Genomic DNA, 21,551 nt, shown 5'->3' with positions numbered 1-21,551 from the left:
CGCTCCGATCGCAGCATCCGGCCCCGGCGCTCGCCGGTGAACTCACCGTCGGCGATCACTCGTTCACCGGCCAGGTGGTGGCGAGGTTGAGGCCGGGGGGAAGTCCCAGGGGGGCGGCGTCGTCGGGCTGTCTGACGAAGCGCATCCGGTGGACGCCGTGCGTGCTGATCAGGAGGTCGTCGCCGCTGGGGCGCAGGCTGATCAGGCCGCCCGCACGGAACGCGCCGTCCGGTGCCGGTTCGATCGTCCCGACGAACTCCAGGCCGAGTTCGAGCGTGCCGTCCCGGGTGACCGTCGCCAGGATGCCGAGCTCCGGACTGCGGTAGACGGCCGGTGGCAGCGTGGCACCGGCATCCGTGGGGGGACAGCGCCAGTACTCCGCGGCGCGGCCGGGGCGGTACACCGATCCGATCCTGATCGTGCCGGACGACACCCGCAGCCAGGAGCCCGCGCTGTCCTCCAGGCCCTGCCAGCTGCCGTCGACGGCCGGTGCGAACTCGCCGGCGGGCGGCGCGCCGTGGACGCGGATCCGACCGTTGCCCACGGCGTCGATCCGCAGGGTGAGGCCGGATCGCGGATCCAGCCAGTCCCCCGTCAGCCGGGCAGCGGGCTCGGCGGCCACCGGGTCCGCCATCAGCTCGACGGCATCGTCCTCGGGCAGCCCGGCGGCCAGCCGCAGCACCTGGGTGGCCAGCTCCGCGGCGTGGATCGAGGAGTTGTTGCTCAGCAGCGCCACGCCGAGGCCGGCGTCCGGCATGAACAGCAGTTGGGACCGGTACCCGGGGACACCGCCGGCGTGGCCGAACGCCGGGTGGCCCACGATCGTCGTGTGGTAGAGACCCAGCGCGTACGGCTGCTCCTCGCCGTCCCCGGAGTCGACCCGCCGCAACAGCCCGTCGCGGATGTCGGCGCCCAGGACCCGGCCGTCCTGCAGGAACCCGAACCACGGCACCAGGTCGGCGACGCTGGTGGCCAGGCCGCCGTCGCCGACCGCGGACTCCTCGGTGTCGGCGCGCCGGACGGCACCGCGGGTGACGTCGTACCCGTAGGCGAATCGCGGCAACGGCTCCCGACTGTCCTCGCGGAACACGGTCTCGTTCATGCCCAACGGTGTGAACATGCGCTCCGTGGTGAACTCCCCCAGGGTGCGACCGGTGAGCCGCCGCACCAGCGAGGCGACCAGGACGTACCCCGTGTTGGAGTAGGAGAACGCGGTCCCCGGTTCGAAGTCGACCTCGGTCAGCGCTGCCACGAAGGCCAGCGTCTGATCCTGGGTGATCCTCGCCAGCGGGCGGCCGGCGATCGTCGTCAGGGCCAGCCAGTCCCGCAGACCGCCCGTGTGCCGCAGACATTGACCGACGGTCACCGGCACCGCCAACTTCAGCTCGGGCAGGTGCGTCCGGATGTCGTCGTCCAGCGACAGCAGCCCGTCCCGGCACAGCAGCAACGCCGCCGCGGCGGTGAACTGCTTGCTCATGGAGGCGATGTCGAACCGGGTCCGGGTGTCGACCGGCGCCTCGAACTCCACGCACGCCAGCCCCGCCGATGCCTGGTGGATCAGCTTCCCCTCGGTGTAGATCCCGACGGACAGTCCCGGGTCCCCCGGGCGTACCGCCAAGCCCACGACCTCGGACAGTGTTGTTGAGATGCCCATGCGCCACAGGCTCTCAGCCACGACTGCCCGGAAGGTTTGTCCTGACCGGCAAAGTCCGCTCGCCCAACGTTGGCCGGAAGGACATGCCCTCACGCCTCCTGACGTCAGGAGTTCGGTCAGTACCCATCCAATCCTCGCGGGCCTGTGCCATACCGGCCGTTGAGCGCCCTTCCGGAGGAGACCGACTGCAGCCGACCTCCATCACACTCCCGGCACCGCGCGATGGATTGCGGTGATCGTCGCCGCAGCATCGAAGCCGAGCACCGGGTCCGGTCGACCGGAGAGCAGGCTGGCGTAGAGCGGGCGATAATGGGCGATCTTCCGCGCGGTCCGGCCGTCGTTGCCGAACGAGCCCAGCAACTCCCCCTGCCGTGCCGCGAATCCGGTCATGGCAGTGTGGTCGATCCAGACTTCCACGCCGGAGCGGCCGAACACCAAGCTGCTCTCCTTGCTGCTGGTACCGGTCAGCCAGCTACTGCGCAGCCGGGCTGTACCCACCTCGCCATGGGAACGGAAGTCCACGGTGCACCAGGCACTTGCACCGCCGTCCGTCTGCCGGGCGGACGTGATTTCGGTGAGGTCGACGAATCGGGTGAGCATGCTGAGCTGGTTCACCCCTGAATCCGTCCAACTGGAGACGTACGAAGCGAAGGCTTCAGGCCCCCGCAGGACGTAGGGGTCGTAAAAGGCCGAGGTCACGGCTGTGATCGGCCCCCAGCCCGAGTTCACGCCGATCAGCTCCGACGCCCAGTCGACCTCAGGGGAGAAGGCGAAGTGATGGGCAGTGAACACGCGGCCCCGTACATCGACCTTGCCGTCCAGCTCGCACAGTTCCATGAGGGAGGCGAGGTCGTGTACGAGCGGCTTCTCCACGAGCACGCGCGCCGTGGAACGCAGAAGGGCCAGGACCGCCAGCTCGGCGTGGGTCTCCGTCGGGGTGGCGAGGACCACCAGGTCCGGCTGGTGCGCTTCGAGCGCCTGGGCGAGGCTGCTGTAGTGGGGCGGTGTGGCGCCCCGGAACTCCACCGGTTCGACCGGCCGTGAGTCGACCGTGAACTCCATGACGACGTCGTCTCGTTCGGCCAGGACGGCAAGGTGAGTCTCGGCGATGATGCCGACCCCGACCAGGCCGACACGTACCGGATCGACATGTGCAGGACCGGTCATGAGCTCTCTTCCTCCTGTCCGGCCTCGGGCCCAGAGCCTTCGCGTCTCATCGTCGCGTGGCCACCTCCGCCCACCGGCCCAATGACACGGCCGCGCCGTCGATCCATTCGACCCGGGGATCGTGCTCCGTGGCCTGCGGAACGCCCTCGATCCAGCTGGTCACGATCGGAACCCAGTAGGTGTTGCCGCCCGACCTGCGGGTTCGCGCGTCGAGCTCGGCCCGCGTGCTGCGGACGCCGTCGTGGTCGCCACCGAGGACACCGATCAGAATCTGGGCCACATCGGCCAGGTTGTGGCCGCCACGGTAGCCGATGCCGTCCGCCAACCGACGGGTTCCGCCGACCGCCTCCACGGCGGCCCCGGCGTCGCCCGCCACCGTGTACGCGACCGCCTCGGCGGAGCGGATCTTGACCAGCTCCACCGGGTTGGGCACCAGATCGAGCAGGTCCCTCGCACGGGTCGCCGCATCCGCCACCGCATCGACTTCGCCGGACCAACAGGCGGTCTGCGCCAGGTTGGCCAGCGCCTTCGCCTCCGCGGCGGCGAGGCCCTCGTGCCGGGCCAGGTCGATCGCCTCCGCGTACGCGGCCCTCGCCTCGTCGAAACGGGCGTTCACCCGCCAGATGTGCCCGATCAGCCTCAACCGCTCGCCCTCGTCCTCCGGCCCCCGGCTGCGCTGGTCCCGGAGCGAACCCAGCGCCGTGCGGAACCGTCCGTTGAGGTAGTCGTAGTCGCAGAGCCAGTACCTGGCCACCGCGTCGAACTCACCGCCCACCAGTGCCCGGTAGATCTCCGCTGCCTTGGTGTAGTCACCGTGGTTGCGCAGTGCGTGGGCGAGGTGGATCTGCACCAGCTGCGCCGTCGGGCTGCCCTGCGGCAGGCCCTGCCCCACGCCGTCGAGCAGTCCGACCGCCTCGGCGGCGTGTCCAGTGCGACGCAGTCGGACACCTCGTACGGCGGCGAGGACTGCCCGGTACTCCGGCGTCCCCACCCGTTCGGCGGGAAGTCCAGCACCCAACTCGGACCACTGTCCGGCCTCGACGAGGCGCTGCGTGGCCCGGGCCATCCAGTCCGCGAAGACCCCGTGTTCGGCTGAGAGTTTGAGGCCCGACTCCAGGACCTGGGCAGTGGTCACCCGGTCGGCAGACGATCCGAGCCGATCGCCCAACCAGGCGAGCAACCGGACCGCGACCTCGCTGCGGTCGCGGTCGGACCAGCCGTCCGGCAGGCTGCGGTCCGCCTCGCGGATGGCGTGGCGCAGCGCCGCGTGCAGCGCGTACGGCAGGGCATAGGCGTCGTCGTGCGTCAGGAACGGCCGGCGAAGGAATCGGGCCACGCTGCCGTCGGAGACGTTGGGCTGTCCGGCCCGCAGGAGATCAGCACCGACCCGGTCGGTGAGCGCCGCTGTACGGACGAGGTCGCGCTCCTCCCGGGGCAGGTCCCGGATCGACCGGGTGGCCACCGCCGTGAACGTGCCACCGAAGTCGGCCGCCGACGGCTGCCCTCCGCGGGCGAGCAGCGCCACGAAGTGGGACACCGACAGGTCCAGGTACAGCGGCAGGCCCTGGCCGCCCGCGATGATGCGTCGGCGGACTTCGACAGGCATCACGGGCTCACCGTCCCGGGTGAGTGCCTCGCTGAGGTAGCTGTCGGCGTCGGAATCCGAGAGGTAGCCGACGAGGTGCTGGCGGGGTTCGACCGTGTCGTTGCTGAAGTGCAGGTTCGGCCAGCACTCGGGGCCGGTGAAGTCCAGTTCGCCGCCTGCGCCCGAGTCGGCCCAGTCGATCCGGTTGCGGCCGGTGATCACGAACAGCACGTTGGGCATCAGGTAGACGCAACGCTGGACCAGTCGCTCCACCGTGCGGTCGGCGCCCCCGTTGAGCACCTCGAAGGTGTCGAGGAACACGCACACCGTGGGCCGCCGGTCCGACCGGCTCCGGTGGGAAATACGGTCCAGGTCCCAGGCCAGCAGGTACGGGAAGTACGACAGCGTCTCGTAGTCGGCGTCGGCCTCGATCAGTTCGGCGAACAGCTCACAGTCCGCCAGCAGCCGTCCTTCGCGCACCCGGTCCCGGACGGCGCGATAGGTGGCCAGGGCTGCACGGTGCGCCAGTCCGGTCAGCCCGCCGAGACCCGCGGGGTCGACCTCCCGCACGGTCTCCGCGATCTGCTCGCCCAGACCGATGCTGCGGGAGGCCCTACGGAGGGCCGGTGAGGCGTCGAGGAAGTCCTGGAGGGCCTCCCCGGGGTGGGCACGGGCCCAGTACGAGGCGAGCGCCAGGTCGAAGGCTGGCCAGCGACTGCCCAACTGCCCCAACCCGGAACGCAGACGCAGCAGCAAGCCCTCCAGGTCCCGGGCGCCGTCCTCGGAGAGGTCCACCCGGACGGTGACGACGTCGTCCCGCCCCTCGGCCGCAGCCCCGGCGAGCAGCTGGCGCTCCAGCTCGTGCGAGAGCGTCGTCTTCCCTATGCCGCCGACCCCGTAGAGCGTCAGGACGTTGCGGCGCCCCTGCGCCCGGTCCACGACCGGCGAGACATCGGCCCCGTCCAGGGTTCGGCTCAACCCCTCGACCGACCGGTTGAAGGCAGCCACCTCGTTGACCCGGTCGGTGAAGACCTGTTGTGCCGTGACAGTGGACGACAGCCCGCTCATGAACGCGGCCCGCAGGTTCACCCGTGCCATCCCGTCCCCTCTCCGCGCCTCCCCGACGACGTCCTGTCCGCGATGCGGGGATGCATATCTGAGATCGTGTCAGCTCTCAATATCGCGCCACAAGTCGCCCCGGCAGGACAGGAACGCCCAGTTGCGCATGCCTTGTCCTCACGGCAGCCAGCGGGCTGCCTGCTCCCGGGTGACCCGCGCGGCGTCGACGTGCCAGAGCTTGTTCGGCCCGTCCCACTGGGCCTTGAGGAGCGACTTGGCCTCGTCCTTCTCCCCGAAAGGGACCATGAGGTAGAGCCGTCCGTTGACGGTGTCACCGGGCCTGATGCCCGCCGCACCGGTCGCGCCGGGCGGAGTGGGCGCGGACGAAGCCGGTCCCGCGCTGTTGGTGCTTCCCCCGGCAGCCCTCGGGTTCCACGCAGCCCGCTCCTTGCGAGCCCGGTCCATCACCCGGCTGACGCGTTCGCAGGACGCCGGGTCGGTGAAGCGCATCATCAGATCGGTCGGCCCGCTGCCCGCGAGCAGGTTGAGCGAGCCGTGCCAGAGCACGGTGCTGTCGAGAATGAGGACCTTCTCGTGCATCCGCTCACGGAAGTCCACCTGACACCCGGCCTCCTCGAGGACGTCGATCTGCTTCTGATGTCGGGCTGCTCCGGCCGCTTCCCGCTGTTCCTCGGGTGATCGAGTGTGGACGACGACCCGCACGCCCTCAGCCGCTCGGGCACCGAGCAGAGCCGACCAACGGCGCACCGGCTGCGGGTCGAGGAAGGCGCAGTAGACCTCGATGCTGGTCCGGGCCCGGGCGATGTCCCACTCCACGGCCTTCTGCACCTCGTCTGCGGGGAAGAAGGCGGGCCGTGCCAGTTCCTCCTCGGACAGGACCGAGAGCTGCGCCGCGTCACGCGTCGGGATCAGCTGGTCGGCCGAGATCACCTGGGCATGGCTCTCCAGGTGATCGAGCATGACCCGGGCTTCGCTGTGGACACTGAGGTGCTTCCGCAGATGCTCGACGTCAGCGACGACGACGAGGTGGTCCTGGGCCCGGCTGAGCGCGACGTTCAGCAGGCGGCAGGTCTGGGAGGAGAGGCCGGTCCCGGCGTAGAAGATGCCCGGGTCCTTTCCGGCGCCCACGGCGGTGTCGAAGACGACGATCGGGCGCTGGCTGCCCTGGAACCGGTGGATGGTGTCGACCAGGCCCTCGTAATCCTCGCCGAAGCGGTACTTCAGGCTTCCCTTCAGTGCTTTGACCTGCGCCTTGTACGGTGCGATCACGGCCAGCCGATCAGTTGCCCGCGACCCCGGTCCGACCTCGGTGCTCCCCCACTTCCGGCCGGGGAGCACCCCTTCGTATTGGAGGCCGCGGATCAGCTCGTGGACGACGGCCTCGTTCACGGTGTTGGCCCGGTGGTCCGGCCCCGGGATGCGCTGCCTGGAGGTGTCGATGAGGATCACGGGGACATCGACCAGCGGGTTGGACGGGATCCGGCTGCTGTCGGCGCGACCGGTGGCGAGCGGCGCGTCGGGGTAGGCGACCGCGTTGACGAGACGACAGATCGGCTCGCGCATCCGGTACTGGGTGTCCAGCGCCACCAGGCGCGGGTCCTGGCGAACGGAGCCGTGCTCGCTCACCAGGCCGGCCGCATGGAAGGCGTCGCGGGCAGCCCAGTACCGCGCATGCGCGCGCTCGTCCTCCGTGGCCTTCCGGTCGCTGTCCCCCTTGGTAACGGCGGGCAGCTGCCGGAAGTCGCCTGCCACGACGATCCGCTTGCCTGCCAGGCCCGCCGCCAGCCATGCCGAGGGCAGGTTCACCATGCCCGCCTCGTCCACCACCACGACGTCCACCCGGTCGAGCAGCTTGCGCGACTGGACCGCCTTGGCCACCGTCGCCCCCATGACGCGGCACCGGGACCGTACGGTCTGCTGGATCCGGGCGAGCTGCCGCTCGAACTCCTGGATGCGCTCCTGCAAGGCGCCGACTTCGTGGACGAGTGCCGTGTACGCCGCAAGACCGACGAGCCGGGGCCGCAGGGTCTCAAGGCTTCCGCTGGTCGCACTGATCCGGGCAGTCAGTTCCTCCGCCTGCTTCCGGGCGGCCGCTCCGACGTACTGAGCAGTGAAGGAGGTCTCGGTGGCCCGGGCGAGTTCCTCCCGCAGCGTCGTGAGCTGCTTCTCCTTCCGCCCGCCGAAGAGGCCCTTCGGTTCTCCCACCTCATTGATGGCCAGCCGCAGCCGGGCCACCTCGGCCTCTGCTCGCAGAGCGTCCCGTTCCGCGCCCCCAGCCGATTCGAGTACGCTCCGGTGGGCCTTGCGGTCCTCGGCGAGGCGCTGCTCCAGCTCCCGGACTTCGTCGTACAGGGCGACCCCGACCCGGGCCCTCTGCAGAGCCTCCCTCGCCGCCCGTACCACCTCGTCCAACTGCGCCGAGACCCGACCCGCGATCCGGGCCGGATCGACGAAGTCTCCGTACCGCTCGCGCAACGACGGCAGTTCGATCTCCCCGGCCCGCTGGACGAGGCCCTCGGCGAAGCCCGGCTCGGCCTTCAAGAGGTCACAGATCCGCTCCAGGGCCTGGTCGACGGCGACCTTGGTCGGTGCCAGGAACAGGACGTTGTGCCCCTGACGGACGTTGCCCTCCACGATGTGGCCGACGACATCGGTCTTCCCTGTTCCCGGTGGCCCCCAGAGGAACAGCACCTCACTCGCCAGGGCCTGGGCGACGGCGGTCCGCTGACGCGGGTTGAGCTTCAGCCCGTGCCAGTCGGCCACCCACCGCCCGGGGTCCGACACCCGGCCCACCGCCGGTGCCCCCTGTCCGACGATCCACCCGGCGCTTTCGACCCGGATGCCGCCGTCGTCCGAGCCCACCGCCTCCAGGCGTTCCGCGAGCACCACCAGGCCCGCCGAATCGTCCTTCCGCACCTGGACGTTGCGCACACCGGCCGGCAGCCTCTCGGCCAGCACGAGCCTGACCTTTCCGTCCGGCATCGGGGACGCCTCACCGGGGATCCAGGCACCGCGAGCCTGGGAGGGGCGCACCAGGACGGGACTGCCGTCGAACGACGCCGGCCACCGGCGGCAGCCGAAGAGGTACTCGTACCGCCCCTCCGCCGCGGAGACCTGCTGCCCACCGGACAGCGCCGCCTTCTCCGCTTCTTTGGCCTCGTCGCGACGTTCCGCCCTGATCTCCGCCTGCACGGCGGCCAGGAGTTCGGTGACCGGGTAGGGCTGCTCGGCCTGTGTCATAGGTGTGCGTTCCCCCGTTGCGCGTGCACAGTGTTCCGACCACTGTACGGAGTGCGACCGACACCAGGGGCGGATTCCGTCAACCGCCGAGCCCGGCGGACTCACCGCGAGAACAGACCCGCGCGGGCCGGGTGGCCACGTCTCCCGATCCACCCGCTCGATCGAGCAGGGTCCACTACGGTGGCCGTAGTCAGGACTCCGATCACCACCACGACGAGGACGGGCGTGCAAACGACAACTCCCCTGAGCCCCGAGGACCCGCCCGAGATCGGTGGTTTCGAACTCCTCGCCCGGATCGGTCAGGGGGGCATGGGTCAGGTGTACCTCGGCGAATCCCCGGGCGGGGAACAGGCCGCGGTCAAGGTGATCAAGCCCTCCCTGGTCGACTCGGAGACCCGGCTGCGCTTCGCCCAGGAGATCGAAATCCTCAAGACCGTTTGGGGAAACCGGGTCGCGGCCTTCCTGGACGCGGATCCCGAGGCGGAGCCACCGTGGCTGGCCACGGAGTACGTCGAGGGTGCCGATCTCCGCAGGCATGTGGACGCGTACGGCCCGCTCCCGGCCGTCCTGGTGGCCTCGCTCGGCGCGACCCTCGCCGAGGCCCTCGCCCTGGTGCACAAGCAAGGACTGCTGCACCGGGACCTCAAGCCGGCGAACGTCCTGCTGGGACCCACCGGTCCCAAGATCATCGACTTCGGCCTCGCGGTGTTCGCCGAGTCGGGTTCCTCCCTCACCGCCCCGAACACGGTCGTCGGCACACCCATGTGCATGGCGCCGGAACAGGCCAACGGCGTGAAGCCGCTCACGGAGGCGGTCGACGCGTACGCACTGGGAGCGGTCCTCCTCTTCGCACTGACCGGCCGGTACCCCTACCAGGCCGCCAACATCAATGTGCTCTTCCACATGGTCACCGATCGGGACACGCCGCCGGACCTGGCTGGTGTCCCGGCCGAGCTGTCACCGATTCTGGCCTCGATGCTGGCCCACGAGGCCAGGGACCGACCGTCCCTTCCCTCCGTCGTCCAGGAGTTCCGCGCCGTCATCGAGACCCAGGGCCTCAAGGTCGCCCAGGCCCGCCGGCGCCTGACAGCTCTGACCGCAGCGCGTCCGGCTCCCGGGCCCGGCTCGACCACCCAAACCGTGCAACTCCTCCAACCTGCCCCGGCCGACGCAACCACGGTTCCTGCCCCAGCGCCGACCGTCGCCCCGCCGCCCGGTCCCGCACCGGACGAAAACCCCGGCTACACACCGACACTCAGGGACGTCCCCGCGGTGACAACCTCGCCCACCGACGCGCCCGGGCCGACGCCTGCCCCGCCCTCGGCATCGGCGCCCCGTACGCCCCGACGATCCCTGCAGGCCCGTCGCACAGCTCAACAGCTGCGCGAGGTCTACGCCGCCAAGGCCCCGTTCTGACCGAGGCCCGGTCCTCTCCTCGCACTCGCCGTAAGCTCTTCACCTGGTGCGCTGTCCCTGGAGGACGGCCGCCCCCACCGCACAGCACGATGAACACAGGAGGCAGCGGGTGACCCCCGAGCTGAGCAGCGCCGAACCGACCGGGGCCGTGGAGGACCCGTATCCGGCGGGCGCGCAGGTCTTCGTTCGGGACGAAGTGTGGCTCGTACGGAACAGCTCGCTCACCGAACACGACGGCGCCCGGGTCGAAGTGGTCGGCGTCTCGGACTTCGTCCGTGACCAGGAGGCGGTCTTCTTCACCGCCCTCGACCGGATCGAGCTGGTCGACCCCCGGAAGACGAAGCTCGTCGCCGACGACTCGCCGAACTTCCGCCGCTCCCGCCTCTTCCTGGAGGCCGTGCTGCGACGGACCGCCCTGCCCCAGTCGGAACGCGGCCTCGCCCTGGCCGACTCCTTCCTCCTGGATTCCCTCCCCTACCAGCAGCGTCCGGCCCAGCTCGCGCTCTCCGGCCGCAACCTGCGGCCCCGGATGCTGATCGCCGACGTGGTGGGCCTCGGCAAGACCCTGGAGATCGGGCTCACCCTCGCCGAGCTGATCCGGCGCGGACGCGGGGACCGCATCCTGGTCGTCACCCCGCAGCACGTGCTGGAGCAGTTCCAGCACGAGCTGTGGACACGCTTCGCGATCCCGCTGATCCGACTGGACTCGGTCGGCATCGAGCGGATCCAGCGCGAGATCCCGGCGGGCCGCAACCCCTTCACCTACTTCAAGCGCGTGATCGTCTCGATCGACACCCTGAAGAACACCGACCAGTACAAGCACCACCTGGAACGGATCAGCTGGGACGCGGTCGTCATCGACGAATCCCACAACCTGATCAACCGCGGCTCGCTCCGCAACCAGCTCGCCCAGATCCTGGCCCCGCGCACGGACGCCCTGATCCTAGCCTCCGCCACCCCGCACAACGGCGACGCGAAGTCCTTCGCCGAACTCATCGGCCTGCTCGACCCGGCGGCCATCCGCGACCCGGAGAACTACCGGGCCGAGGACATCGAGCACCTCTTCATCCGCCGCACCAAGATCAGCCAAGAGGTGCGCGAGCAGATGAAGGGGCAGTGGGCGGACCGCGGCCCCTCCCACTCGGTGCGCTGCGCGGCCACTCCGGCCGAGGAGAAGGTCTTCGAGGAGCTGGCCGAGGTCTGGCTGCCGTCCAACGGCCGGAAGTCGGTCAGCGATGTGCCGCTCTTCCCCTACACCCTGCTCAAGTCCTTCCTGTCCTCGCCGGCCGCGCTGAAGGCCACCGTCGAGACGCGGATCAAGACGCTGGAGAAGAAGGAAATCCAATCCGCCGTGGCGGCGGAGCGGGAGGCCCTGCTCCGGCTGCGCGACCTCGCGGGCGCCATGTCCGACACGGACTCGGCGAAGTTCTACGCGCTCGTCTCCGAGCTGCGGGCGATGGGGGTGGGGCCCGGCTCCGACACCCGCGTGGTCGTCTTCTCCGAGCGCGTGCAGACCTTGGAATGGCTGCACTCCGTCCTTCCCGCCGCCCTCGGCTTCAAGGGCCGGGCAGCCCAGGGCGCCGTCCGCCTCATGCACGGCGGCCTCAGTGACGAACAGCAGATGCAGTGCGTCGAGGACTTCGGCCTCGCCGACACCCCGGTGCGTGTGCTGCTCACCGGAGACGTCGCATCCGAAGGCGTCAACCTCCACCGCCAGTGCAACCAGCTGGTGCACTACGACGTGCCCTGGTCGCTGATCCGCATCGAGCAGCGCAACGGCCGCATCGACCGCTACGGCCAGGCCCGTTCCCCGGAGTTCCGCGCGCTGATCCTCACCAGCGAGGTCGAGGGCGCCAAGGACGACACCCTCGTCGCCGAGCGCCTGCTCGACCGCGAGCGCGAGGCCCACCAGAAGCTCGGCACGGCGGAGGCCGTCACCGGTCTCTACCGCGCGGAGGCCGAGGAGAAGTCGCTCATCCAGGACCTGCTGCGCGGCCGCACGGTGGAGGAGTCCCTGGAGGCGCACCGCCCGCAGGCCGACGGGCCCGACGGAGGCGACGGCATGGACGACTTCCTCGCGGACTTCTTCGGCTCGGTCGGTGAAGAGCCCACTGGCGAGGACACCTCCGTGCCGCGCGCCGACGTGCCCCGCCTGTTCGCCTCCACCCGGGAGTTCCTCGACGAGGCCCTGCGGGAGGTCTTCCCGGATGCCCAGAGCACCCTGGAGATGGACCGCGACGAGACCTCCGGCCTGATCTCCTTCCGCCCGCCGGCCGACCTCGTCCACCGGCTCAAGGCGCTGCCCCTCGACTACGTGCGCGAACAGCGGCTTCGGGAAAGGCTGTTGGTCACCCTCAACCGGCGCCTCGCCGAGCACTCCCTGCAGCGCGCCCGCGAGTCCTCCACGTCCAGCTGGCCGGAGATCTCGCTGCTCACCGATCTCCACCCGGTGGTGGAGTGGCTCACCGACAAGGTGCTGGTGCGCCTCGGGCGCCAGGAGGCGCTGGTCATCACCGCGGACGTCGCCGAGCCGACGTACCTGATCCAGGGCGTCTACTCCAACGCCCTCGGCCGGCCCACGGTGGTCAAGTGGATGGCGGTCACCCGGGACGGTGCCGTCGACGACGACATGGTGGCGATACTCCGCCGCTCCGGTGTCGGGCCCACCATGGCCAACCCGCTGAAGCACTGGCCCGTCGACCGGCTGCAGGACGCCATCCCGGCCGCGCTGGAGCGGGCGGAGGCGTTCCTGGAGCACCACCGGGAGGCCTGGGACGAACCGCTGCGCGAACCGATCGAGAACTACCGGCTCCGCCTCGGCGCCTGGGAGCAGCCGACCCTCGCGGGCGAACGCACCAAGGAGCGCCTAGCCGGCATCGCCGACTCGCTGCTCACCACCGGCCGCCCGCTGCTCCGCGTCCTCGCCGTGCTCGCCCCCACGCCGCCCCAGGCCGTCTGATCCCTGAGAGAAGCAGTTATGACGTACGACTCCCTGGTGAACCGCGGCGACTACTTCTCCGCCCACTACCTCGCCGAGGTGCTGCCCAAGGACCTCAAGTCCGGGCTGCTGGCCGTGTGGAAGGAGCGCGAGGAGGCGGCGAAGGCTGCCACTGTCGCTGACGACGCGGAGCAGGACCCGGATGCCCTGCCGGTCACCCCCCGGGCCGGCCTGCGCGCCCTGCGGCGGCCGTACTTCCGCTCGCGGGCCGGCTTCGCCCTGCCGGAGGCGGAGGACGGTCGGACGTCGGCGGATGACGACACTGCCACCTACGGCTCCCCGGCCTGGTGCGAGCGGGTGCGGGCGCTCAACGCCCGGGTGCTGCTGGCCCTCGGCTACGACGCCAAGCCCGGCGCGATCACGGTCGAGCGGGCGGATCAGGCGTACCAGGTGCGGGTCGCGCACAGCGAGAAGGGCCTCATCGCCCTGGACTGCGGCTGGGCCGCCGAGCCGGACGCCGCCCTGGACCCGGACGGCCCCGGGCGCCTGCTCGAACCGCTCGTGCTCGACGGGCAGCACAGTCTCCTCACCGGGTCCAAGCTCGCCTCGTTCCTCTTCGCGTGCGAGGACGCGCCCCGGTACGTCCTGCTGCTGGTGGGTGGCGTCGTCGTTCTCGCCGACCGGATGACCTGGGGCGAGGGCCGCTACCTCGCGGTGTCGCTGGACGGCGCGCTGGAGCGCAACGACACCAAGGCCGGCGGCGAACTCGACACGGTGGCGGCCCTGTTCGGCGCCGACTCGCTGCGCACGCCGGAGGCGGGCGGCGAGAACCCGCTCGCGGAACTCGTCGACAAGTCCACCAAGCACGCGGTCGGTGTGTCGAGCGACCTGCGCGACGGGCTGCGGCTGAGCGTCGAGCTGATCGCCAACGAGGTGCTGGACCGCATCCGCGAGAACGAGGGCGTCCGGCCCGAGGACGTCATGGAACTCCCCGAGCTGGGAAAGCAGCTGACGCGGGAGTCGTTGCGGTATCTGTACCGGATCCTGTTCCTCCTGTACGCGGAGGCCCGGCCGGAGCTCGGCATCCTGCCGGCGGACTACCCTGAGTACCAACAGGGGTACGGACTCGGGCGGCTCGGTGAACTCGTCGCCGAGCGGGACCTGGTGGACGAGAAGTCGCGGCGCGGGTTCTACCTGTACGAGTCGCTGGACCTGCTGTTCGGCAAGGTCCAGGACGGCTACCGGCCGCGGCGCACGCACGGTGTGGTGGAGGAGAAGGCCTCCGAGGATGTGGGGCTGCGGTTCGAGCCGCTGCACTCCAAGCTGTTCGAGCCCGAGTCCATCAAGCTGATCGGCGCCTCTTCGGTACCCGATCCGCGCTTCGACGCGGACGAGACGGGCGAGGAGCGCTACCTCGACACGCGTTTGCGCAACGCGACGCTGTACAAGGTCTTGCGCCTGCTGATGCTCACCAAGGGACGGAAGGGCGAGCGCGGCGGGTTCATCTCCTACGCGCAGCTGGGCATCAACCAGCTCGGAGCGGTGTACGAGGGGCTGATGTCGTACAGCGGCTTCGTGTCGGACAAGGAGCTGTGGGAGGTCGCCAAGGGCGGCGACCCGAAGGACGGCTCGTGGCTCATTCCGAAGTCAAAGGTCGACGAGTACCCGGACAACGTTTTCGTGCGGACTCGGGACGAGGACACCGGCGAGGAGGTGCCGGTCCGGCACAAGCCGGGCTCCTTCGTCTACCGGCTGTCGGGGCGGGACCGGCAGACTTCGGCGTCGTACTACACGCCCGAGTCACTGACCAAGGTGACCGTGCAGCTCACCCTCCAGCACCGCCTCGACCAGGACGGGACGACCACCGAGGCCCGTGAGCTGCTGGACTGGAAGATCTGCGAGCCGGCGCTTGGGTCGGGCGCGTTCCTCAACGAGGCCATCAACCAGGTGGCGGCTGAGTACCTGCGGCGACGCCAGGACGAGCTGGGCGTCGCCATCGACACGGAGAAGTACCCGGTAGAGCTGCAGAAGGTGAAGGCGTACATCGCCCTGCACAACTCGTACGGGGTCGACCTCAACGAGACTGCGGTCGAGCTGGCCGAGGTCTCACTGTGGCTCAACACCATGCACCCGGGCATGGAAGCGCCCTGGTTCGGCCTGCACCTGCGGCGCGGCAACTCGCTGATCGGCGGGCGGCGGGAGGTGTACCCCGCCGAGAAGCTGAAGAAGGGCGCCTGGCTCGGGACGACGCCCGAGCGGTTCCCGCTGGCGGACGCGGTGAACGGGGTTCCGCTGCCGGAGGGCGCGGTCCACCACTTCCTGCTGCCGGCCAAGGAGTGGGGAGCGGTCGCCGCCGAGAAGGAGGCCAAGGCGCTGGCGCCTGAGGAGGCGAAGGCGCTGGGCGCGTGGCGCCGGGCGATCACCAAGTCGCCCAACGCCAAGCAGATCGCCCGTCTGCAAGGCCTTGCGCGGCGAGCTGAGTACCTGTGGAGCCTGGTGGTACGGCGCCTGGAGATCTCCGAGCGCGAAATCTCCCGCAGCATTGACGTGTGGGGCGCCGAGGAGGAGTGGCTGCGCAGCCCGGAGATCGCTGTCCAGCGGGAGGACGTTCTGGCGGATCTCGTCGCAGTCGACACCCCATATTGGCGTCTCAAGACGCTGATGGACGCGTGGTGCGCGCTATGGTTCTGGCCGGTCCAGGAAGCTGCGCTGCTGGACGGCAGCGCCGACCGGTACAAGCGCGTACAAGACAGTCCTGTCACCGTGCCTGCCGAGGAGGACTCACCGCAGGTCCTCCTGTCCTGGGAGGCGGAAGACCTCTTCGGAGGCATCGGTGAGTCCGGCGAACTGACCAGGCAGTCGGTCGAGCGCCGCCGCAACACTGGCCGCCGCAAGGAGGCGATCCGCGAAGTACGGCGTTCTGTCATCGCCCTCGCATCGCTGGACGATTGGCTCGACTTCGCCGAGGCCCTGCTCGGCACGCATGAGGTGCCGGCCGAGTCCCTGGTGTCGGCCTTCGAGACTCTTGAGGAGCTGACCCCCTACGAGGACGCCCTCCCCGACCTCATGGGCATGGACCGCGCCCACTGGCTGGAGTCCCGCTTCCCGTGGGCATCGGTCGCCCGGGATGCGGCGGATATCCAGGGGTTCTTCCACTGGGAGCTTGAGTACGCGCAGGTGTTCAGCCGGGGTGGCTATGACATCCAAGTTGGAAACCCGCCTTGGGTTCGGCCCAGGTGGCAGGAGGATGTAGTTCTGGCAGAGCTTGAGCCGTGGTTCATGCTTGCCGATAAACCGAGCGGAGCGGATTGGCGTCTGCGGAAGGCAGCCGCACTGGCCGACACTCGGCAAGAAAATCGCGCATACTTCCTTGACGAGCTATCAACAAACATTGGTATCGTTTCAACGCTTGGGGGATCGTCAATCTATCCCACACTTGCGGGTACCCAGCCGGATCTGTATCGAGCATTCATGATCCAGGCCTGGAAAAATCAGTCAAGCAGCTCCACAACAGGCCTCATTCATCCAGATTCACATTTTGGCGGAATCAGAGAAGGAATTCTCCGATCCGCCGCATATCACCACTTGAGAGCGCATGCCAGCTTCGTCAACGCTTCGAACTGGGCATTCGAGGACTTGAATCGCTCTCAGGACTTCGGCCTTCACATTTACGGCCCGCCGGGCCCAGTCAATTTCGTTCACCTCAGCCAGCTCTACGGAGCCAACACCCTGACTGAATCTCTCACTCACGACGGGAATGGTCCTACTCCTGGCGTGAAACATCAAGGACACTGGGACACTCGCCCTCACCGTGACCGCGTCATTCTGGTCAATACCGAGCGACTGACTAGCTGGCGGCGAATTTCCGGTGGCGCGGGCCCGACAGACCAAGCCCCCCTCCTCAATCCGGTGCTGAAAACCGAGCAAGGGGCCATCGATGCATTGGCTTCCTTTGCCGACCGACTCGAAATGCTCAGCCCAAAAATCTCCAGTGGTTACCACGAGGCCAGTGCCAAGCGAGACGGCTATATTCGTTGGTCCACCAGTCATCCATCCGAGCTTGAGGAGCTCATCCTCCAGGGGCCTCACTTCGCTGGATCAACACCATTCAATAAGCAGCCCGACAACCCTTGCAGGAGCAATCGAGACTGGTCCCCTTTTGATCTCACGACAATCTCAAAGCGCGAAGTCCCTCGAACAAATTACGTTCGCGCATGCGACGCAGCCACGTATAGCAAAGCACAAGACCGGTGGACGGGGCGCCCATACACGGAATATTTCCGCCTAGCTTGGCGAAAAATGATCCCATTCGATACCGAGCGCAGTCTATTTGCCACACTCATCCCCCCTGGCCCCGCACATATCGACGCCGTTTACAGCATGGCCCTCACGGACAATCTCTCCACCGCGCTAACTGTGGGATTCTGGTCCACCCTCCCCCTGGACTACATTCTGCGCATCACCGGCAAGGCAAATCTTCATGCGGCCGATGCTATATATATGCCAGCCCCGTCGCCAGGGCACCCGCTATCCCATGCTCTCCTTCTTCGCACAATGCGCCTCAACTGCCTGTCTGGCGCCTATTCGCCAATCTGGGAAGAGCTATTCAATCCCTCTTGGGTCAGTCTTGAAAACTGGGCCTGTAATTGGCCAAACGTGAATTCCCTAGCGGCGCATCTTGGTTCGGCTTGGCGATACGATAGTCCGCTTCGGAGCGAGTACGAGCGACGTGCAGCTCTCGTCGAACTGGACGCACTCGTATCCGTCTGGCTCGGCATCACCGCTGATCAGCTAGTCGCGATCTACAGGACTCGCTATCCGATCATGGCGGATTACGAGGCAGAGATGTACTTCGATGCGAACGGGCGCAAGCTCGCCCGCAGCTTCAACGCATATGGGCACGGCCAGATCAAGGAGACCTACGCGGCTCTCCTCGATCACCTGGCCAGCCCGGCGACCGTTCCGCCGCCCCAGGGCTACACCGCGCCGTTCTACAAGGCCGACCGCGAGACCGAGATGCGCGCCGCCCACGCGCACTTCCAGGCCCGCCTTGACGCGGAGATCGCCGCCGGCCGGTGGACCCCGCCGACGCCGACCTCCCCGCTGATGCCCGACGAGGATGGATCGTGACCGACAGCAACAGCCTCCCGAGCGGCAAGTCCAAGCACCCCACGCCGGACGCCCTGTTCGCGCTCGACGAGCCGGGAACGCAGCTCCCCGTCGAGTTCGACGACGGCGGAAAGAGCTCCGGCGTCGAGTCCGAGGACATCGGTGAGCGGATCGCCAGCCCCTTTGATCCCAGCAAGATCGAGGTTCAGACCCGGACCCCCACGGTCTCTCTGCTCCTCAACCGCATCCGGCGCGAAACCATCGACCTCGCCCCGGACTTCCAGCGTCGTGCCGGCATCTGGACGGCGCAGGCGCAGAGCCGGCTCATCGAGTCGCTGCTTCTGCGGATCACGCTTCCGACGCTCTATGCCGCCGAGGTGGACGAGGAGTCGTGGGCGATCGTGGACGGCGTTCAACGCCTCACGACCATCGCGCGCTTCGTCGACCCTGATGCCATCGATGCTGAACCCCTCGTCCTCACCGGCCTGGAGTACCTCACCGAGTTCAACGGCTGCACTTTCGGCGACCTCCCGGGCCGCCTTCAGACCCGGATCGAGGAGACCGAGCTCGTGGTCCTCCTGATCCGTCGTGGCACGCCGGAGGAGGTGAAGTTCAACATCTTCGCCCGCATCAACACGGGCGGCCGTCCCCTGACCCGTCAGGAACTCCGCCACGCGCTCATCCCCGGCCAGGCCCGGAACTTCCTCTACGAGCTCGCCAATTCCAGGCCGTTCCTCCGTGCGACGTCCAACAGTGTCTCCCCGGAACGGATGTCGGACCGCGAGATGTGCCTCCGCTTCCTGGCGTTCAGCCTCAACTCGCCGGATTCCTATGCCTCGCAGGATTTCGACGGCTTCCTCCGATCCGCCATGCACACCATCAACACGCTGTCCACGCAGGAGCTCTATGGCTTGGAGGGACGTTTCCTCCTCGCCATGGACGCGGCCGAACGCATCTTCGGCGCTCATGCCTTCCGGAAACGCTTCCCCGGCTACAACCGCCGTTCTCCGGTCAACAAGGCACTGTTCGAAACCGAGTCGGTCTGTCTGGCCAACCGAACGTTCCCCGAAATCAACGAGCTCGCCGCCCGGCAGTCGGTCGTCGAGAAGAAGTTCATGGAGCTCATGGACGACCCTGCCTTCGTGAACGCCGTGTCGTCCGGTACCGGTGATGTCGGTAAGGTCAGGCTTCGCTTCCGCGAGATGGACCGGATCTTCCAGGAGACGCTGGATGCTTGAGCACCTTGGCATCACCAATTTCAAGGCCTTCGCCCGCCAGGACATCGCCCTGGCCCCGTTCACGCTCCTCACCGGGCTGAACTCCTCCGGCAAGAGCACCGTCCTCCAGTCCCTCGCACTCCTCCGTCAGTCCTACAACGCCGGGTTCCTTCACCTCTACGAGGAGGGCGGCGGGTTCCTCCTCAACGGTGAACTGGTGGAGCTCGGAACCGGTCAGGACGTGCGCCACGACACCTACGTGCGCCACGAGTCAACGGCCGTCGCGGATGACCGGACGATCTCACTGGCCGTGACGTTCGACGGAACCCGTTACACCTGGAGCGCCGCCTACGGCCGTGAGGACGACCTGCTGAGGTTGACCGACTGCCCGATGGGCCTGGACGCCCACGACGCGGACGAGTGCTCGCTCTTCCAGCCCGGCTTCCAGTACCTCAAGGCCGACCGGATCGTCCCGGCCGTCAGTTACCCGCGTTCCCACCAGGCCGCCGTGGGCCGTGGATTCCTCGGCTCACGGGGCGAACACACCGTCAACTTCCTTCGGGCCCACCAGGACGACCTCGTCGCGGCCGGCCCGCTCCGGCTGGACGACACCCGTTCCGCTTCTCTCCTCTCCCAGACCGACGCGTGGATGCAGCGGCTCTGCCCGGGCGTCAACCTCCAAGCGGTGGGCATCGACGGCACGGACAGCGTGCGCCTCAGCTACGGTTTCGGCTCCGGGATCTCCGCCTCCAACCGCTACCGTCCGACCAACGTCGGCTTCGGGCTGACCTACGCCCTGCCGATCGTCGTCGCCTGCCTGTCGGCCCAGCCGGGTGCCCTGATCCTCCTGGAGAACCCGGAGGCGCACCTCCACCCGCAGGGGCAGACCTGGCTGGCGTACCTCGCGGTGGCCGCCGTCGCAGCCGGAGCCCAGGTGATCGTGGAGACCCACTCCGACCACGTCCTCAACGGGCTGCGCATCGCCGTGAAGGACGGGCGCATCCCGGCAGCGTCCACGGCCGTCCACTTCTTCCGGCGCCACGAGCAGACCGCCGAGGTGATCAGTCCTGTCATGGGCGAGGACGGCATGCTTTCGGAGTGGCCGACCGGGTTCTTCGACGAGTGGGAGAACTCCCTGGAGAAGCTTCTCGACTGACCTCCGGCACCCGCGCACGTCCTGACAGTCGATCCACAACAGAAACCCAGGGGTGGGAGTGTCACTGACACTGTTTCTCAACGAGCTGTCCTGCGAGTCCGAGTCCGGTCCGCGGGAGGTGGACACCGCGATGGCCGGCTTCGTGGACACGCTCCGCCACCTCAAGAGCTGGCAGAGCATCGCATTGGTCACCAAGAGCCCTCTGCCAGCCGCCGAGCTGGCTCGCGGGTACCTCTACCAGCAGTGGGTGAACGCGAGCGGGCAGAACCGCGACCGGCACCGCTACCTCCTCGCGCTGCGCAGCCGCTCGCCCTTCCGGGACGCCGTCCAGTTGACGCTCGACCCGGACGAGGTGGAGTACCAGCACGACGGCCGCACCGTCGAAGGCGTCGCCTTCGCGCACCTCACCGATGGCCTGGCCGTCAGTCTTCCGGTATCGGCGAAGTGGGCTACCGCGTGGCTGGACGTCGACATCCAGCACCTCACCGAGGACGGCATCGAAAGCAGCCGCGACCGTGCGCGGCACTGCTCAAGCCCGGACGAGGCCGACGCGCACAAGGCCTGGGCCCACGAGGCCGGTACGGCCTCACTCACCACCCCTGCCGAAATCCTCGACGCCTGGGACGAGTTCTTCCCGCACCTCCAGAAGATCCCCCGTTTCGAGCGCTGCCTCCGCCGCCTCGACATGAAGTGGCACCGGCCGGTCCGCAAACTGCTGATCGACCTGGAGGCGACGGCCGCCGGCTGGGACCCGGCAACCTCGCCCGAGCCGAAATGGCAGCACCCGCACATCACCCCGGAGTCCCAGAGCCGGCAGCACCTGTGCACCTTCACCGACCTCGACGGCGAGAACCGCTGCTTCTCGTGGCACGGCCGCTTCACCCCGGGGAAGGGACGGCTGCACTTCCGTCTCGTCCCCGAGGAGCGGGCGATCCGTCTCGGCTACGTCGGCGACAAGCTCGGTAGTGACGCGGAGTCCTGAAAGGAGG

General features: G+C 68.6%; 10 protein-coding genes. 6 read left to right on the top strand and 4 right to left on the bottom strand.

Going from position 1 to position 21,551, the window contains the following annotated elements:
* Positions 1–55: 55 nt before the first annotated feature.
* The 4 genes from BOQ63_RS34635 to BOQ63_RS34620 all read right to left on the bottom strand — a co-directional run bounded on the left by BOQ63_RS34635 (position 56) and on the right by BOQ63_RS34620 (position 8,726).
* Entirely contained in the window at positions 56–1,654 is a 1,599-nt protein-coding gene (locus BOQ63_RS34635) for a serine hydrolase domain-containing protein (protein WP_079183875.1), read from the bottom strand.
* A gap of 201 nt (positions 1,655–1,855) precedes the next feature.
* Positions 1,856–2,821, bottom strand: a complete 966-nt coding sequence (locus BOQ63_RS34630; RefSeq protein WP_072655547.1) for a Gfo/Idh/MocA family protein — start codon at positions 2,819–2,821, stop codon at positions 1,856–1,858.
* A gap of 46 nt (positions 2,822–2,867) precedes the next feature.
* Positions 2,868–5,504, bottom strand: a complete 2,637-nt coding sequence (locus BOQ63_RS34625) for a tetratricopeptide repeat protein (protein WP_072655546.1) — start codon at positions 5,502–5,504, stop codon at positions 2,868–2,870.
* A 138-nt stretch (positions 5,505–5,642) separates the two neighbouring features.
* Positions 5,643–8,726 carry an AAA domain-containing protein gene (locus BOQ63_RS34620; protein WP_072655545.1) on the bottom strand — a complete coding sequence of 1,028 codons (3,084 nt, stop codon included), beginning with the start codon at positions 8,724–8,726 and terminating at the stop codon, positions 5,643–5,645.
* A 225-nt stretch (positions 8,727–8,951) separates the two neighbouring features.
* Here BOQ63_RS34620 and BOQ63_RS34615 point away from each other — a divergent pair, with 225 nt between their 5' ends.
* The 6 genes from BOQ63_RS34615 (at position 8,952) to BOQ63_RS34590 (ending at position 21,544) form a co-directional block, all read left to right on the top strand.
* Entirely contained in the window at positions 8,952–10,142 is a 1,191-nt protein-coding gene (locus tag BOQ63_RS34615; RefSeq protein ID WP_046385410.1) for a serine/threonine-protein kinase, read from the top strand.
* 109 nt (positions 10,143–10,251) lie between these two features.
* Positions 10,252–13,101, top strand: coding sequence for a DEAD/DEAH box helicase (locus BOQ63_RS34610; RefSeq protein WP_072655544.1), 2,850 nt, complete (start codon positions 10,252–10,254; stop codon positions 13,099–13,101).
* 18 nt (positions 13,102–13,119) lie between these two features.
* Positions 13,120–18,210, top strand: a complete 5,091-nt coding sequence (locus BOQ63_RS34605) for a restriction endonuclease (RefSeq protein ID WP_072655543.1) — start codon at positions 13,120–13,122, stop codon at positions 18,208–18,210.
* The gene (locus tag BOQ63_RS34600; protein ID WP_223886120.1) at positions 18,207–19,427 is read left to right on the top strand and encodes a DUF262 domain-containing protein; all 1,221 of its coding nucleotides are present in this window, start codon (positions 18,207–18,209) and stop codon (positions 19,425–19,427) included. Before BOQ63_RS34605 ends, BOQ63_RS34600 begins: the two co-directional genes overlap by 4 nt.
* Positions 19,420–20,562: a DUF3696 domain-containing protein gene (locus BOQ63_RS34595; RefSeq protein ID WP_072655542.1), complete on the top strand. Its 1,143-nt coding sequence runs from the start codon at positions 19,420–19,422 to the stop codon at positions 20,560–20,562. Before BOQ63_RS34600 ends, BOQ63_RS34595 begins: the two co-directional genes overlap by 8 nt.
* Before the next feature lie 58 nt (positions 20,563–20,620).
* On the top strand, positions 20,621–21,544 hold the full coding sequence (locus BOQ63_RS34590) for a hypothetical protein (protein WP_072655541.1): 924 nt from the start codon (positions 20,621–20,623) through the stop codon (positions 21,542–21,544).
* Positions 21,545–21,551: the final 7 nt, after the last annotated feature.

This window comes from Streptomyces viridifaciens, assembly GCF_001888885.2.
GTDB classification, from domain to species: Bacteria; Actinomycetota; Actinomycetes; order Streptomycetales; family Streptomycetaceae; genus Kitasatospora; species Kitasatospora aureofaciens.
This window is presented reverse-complemented; position numbering and strand designations above follow the sequence as displayed.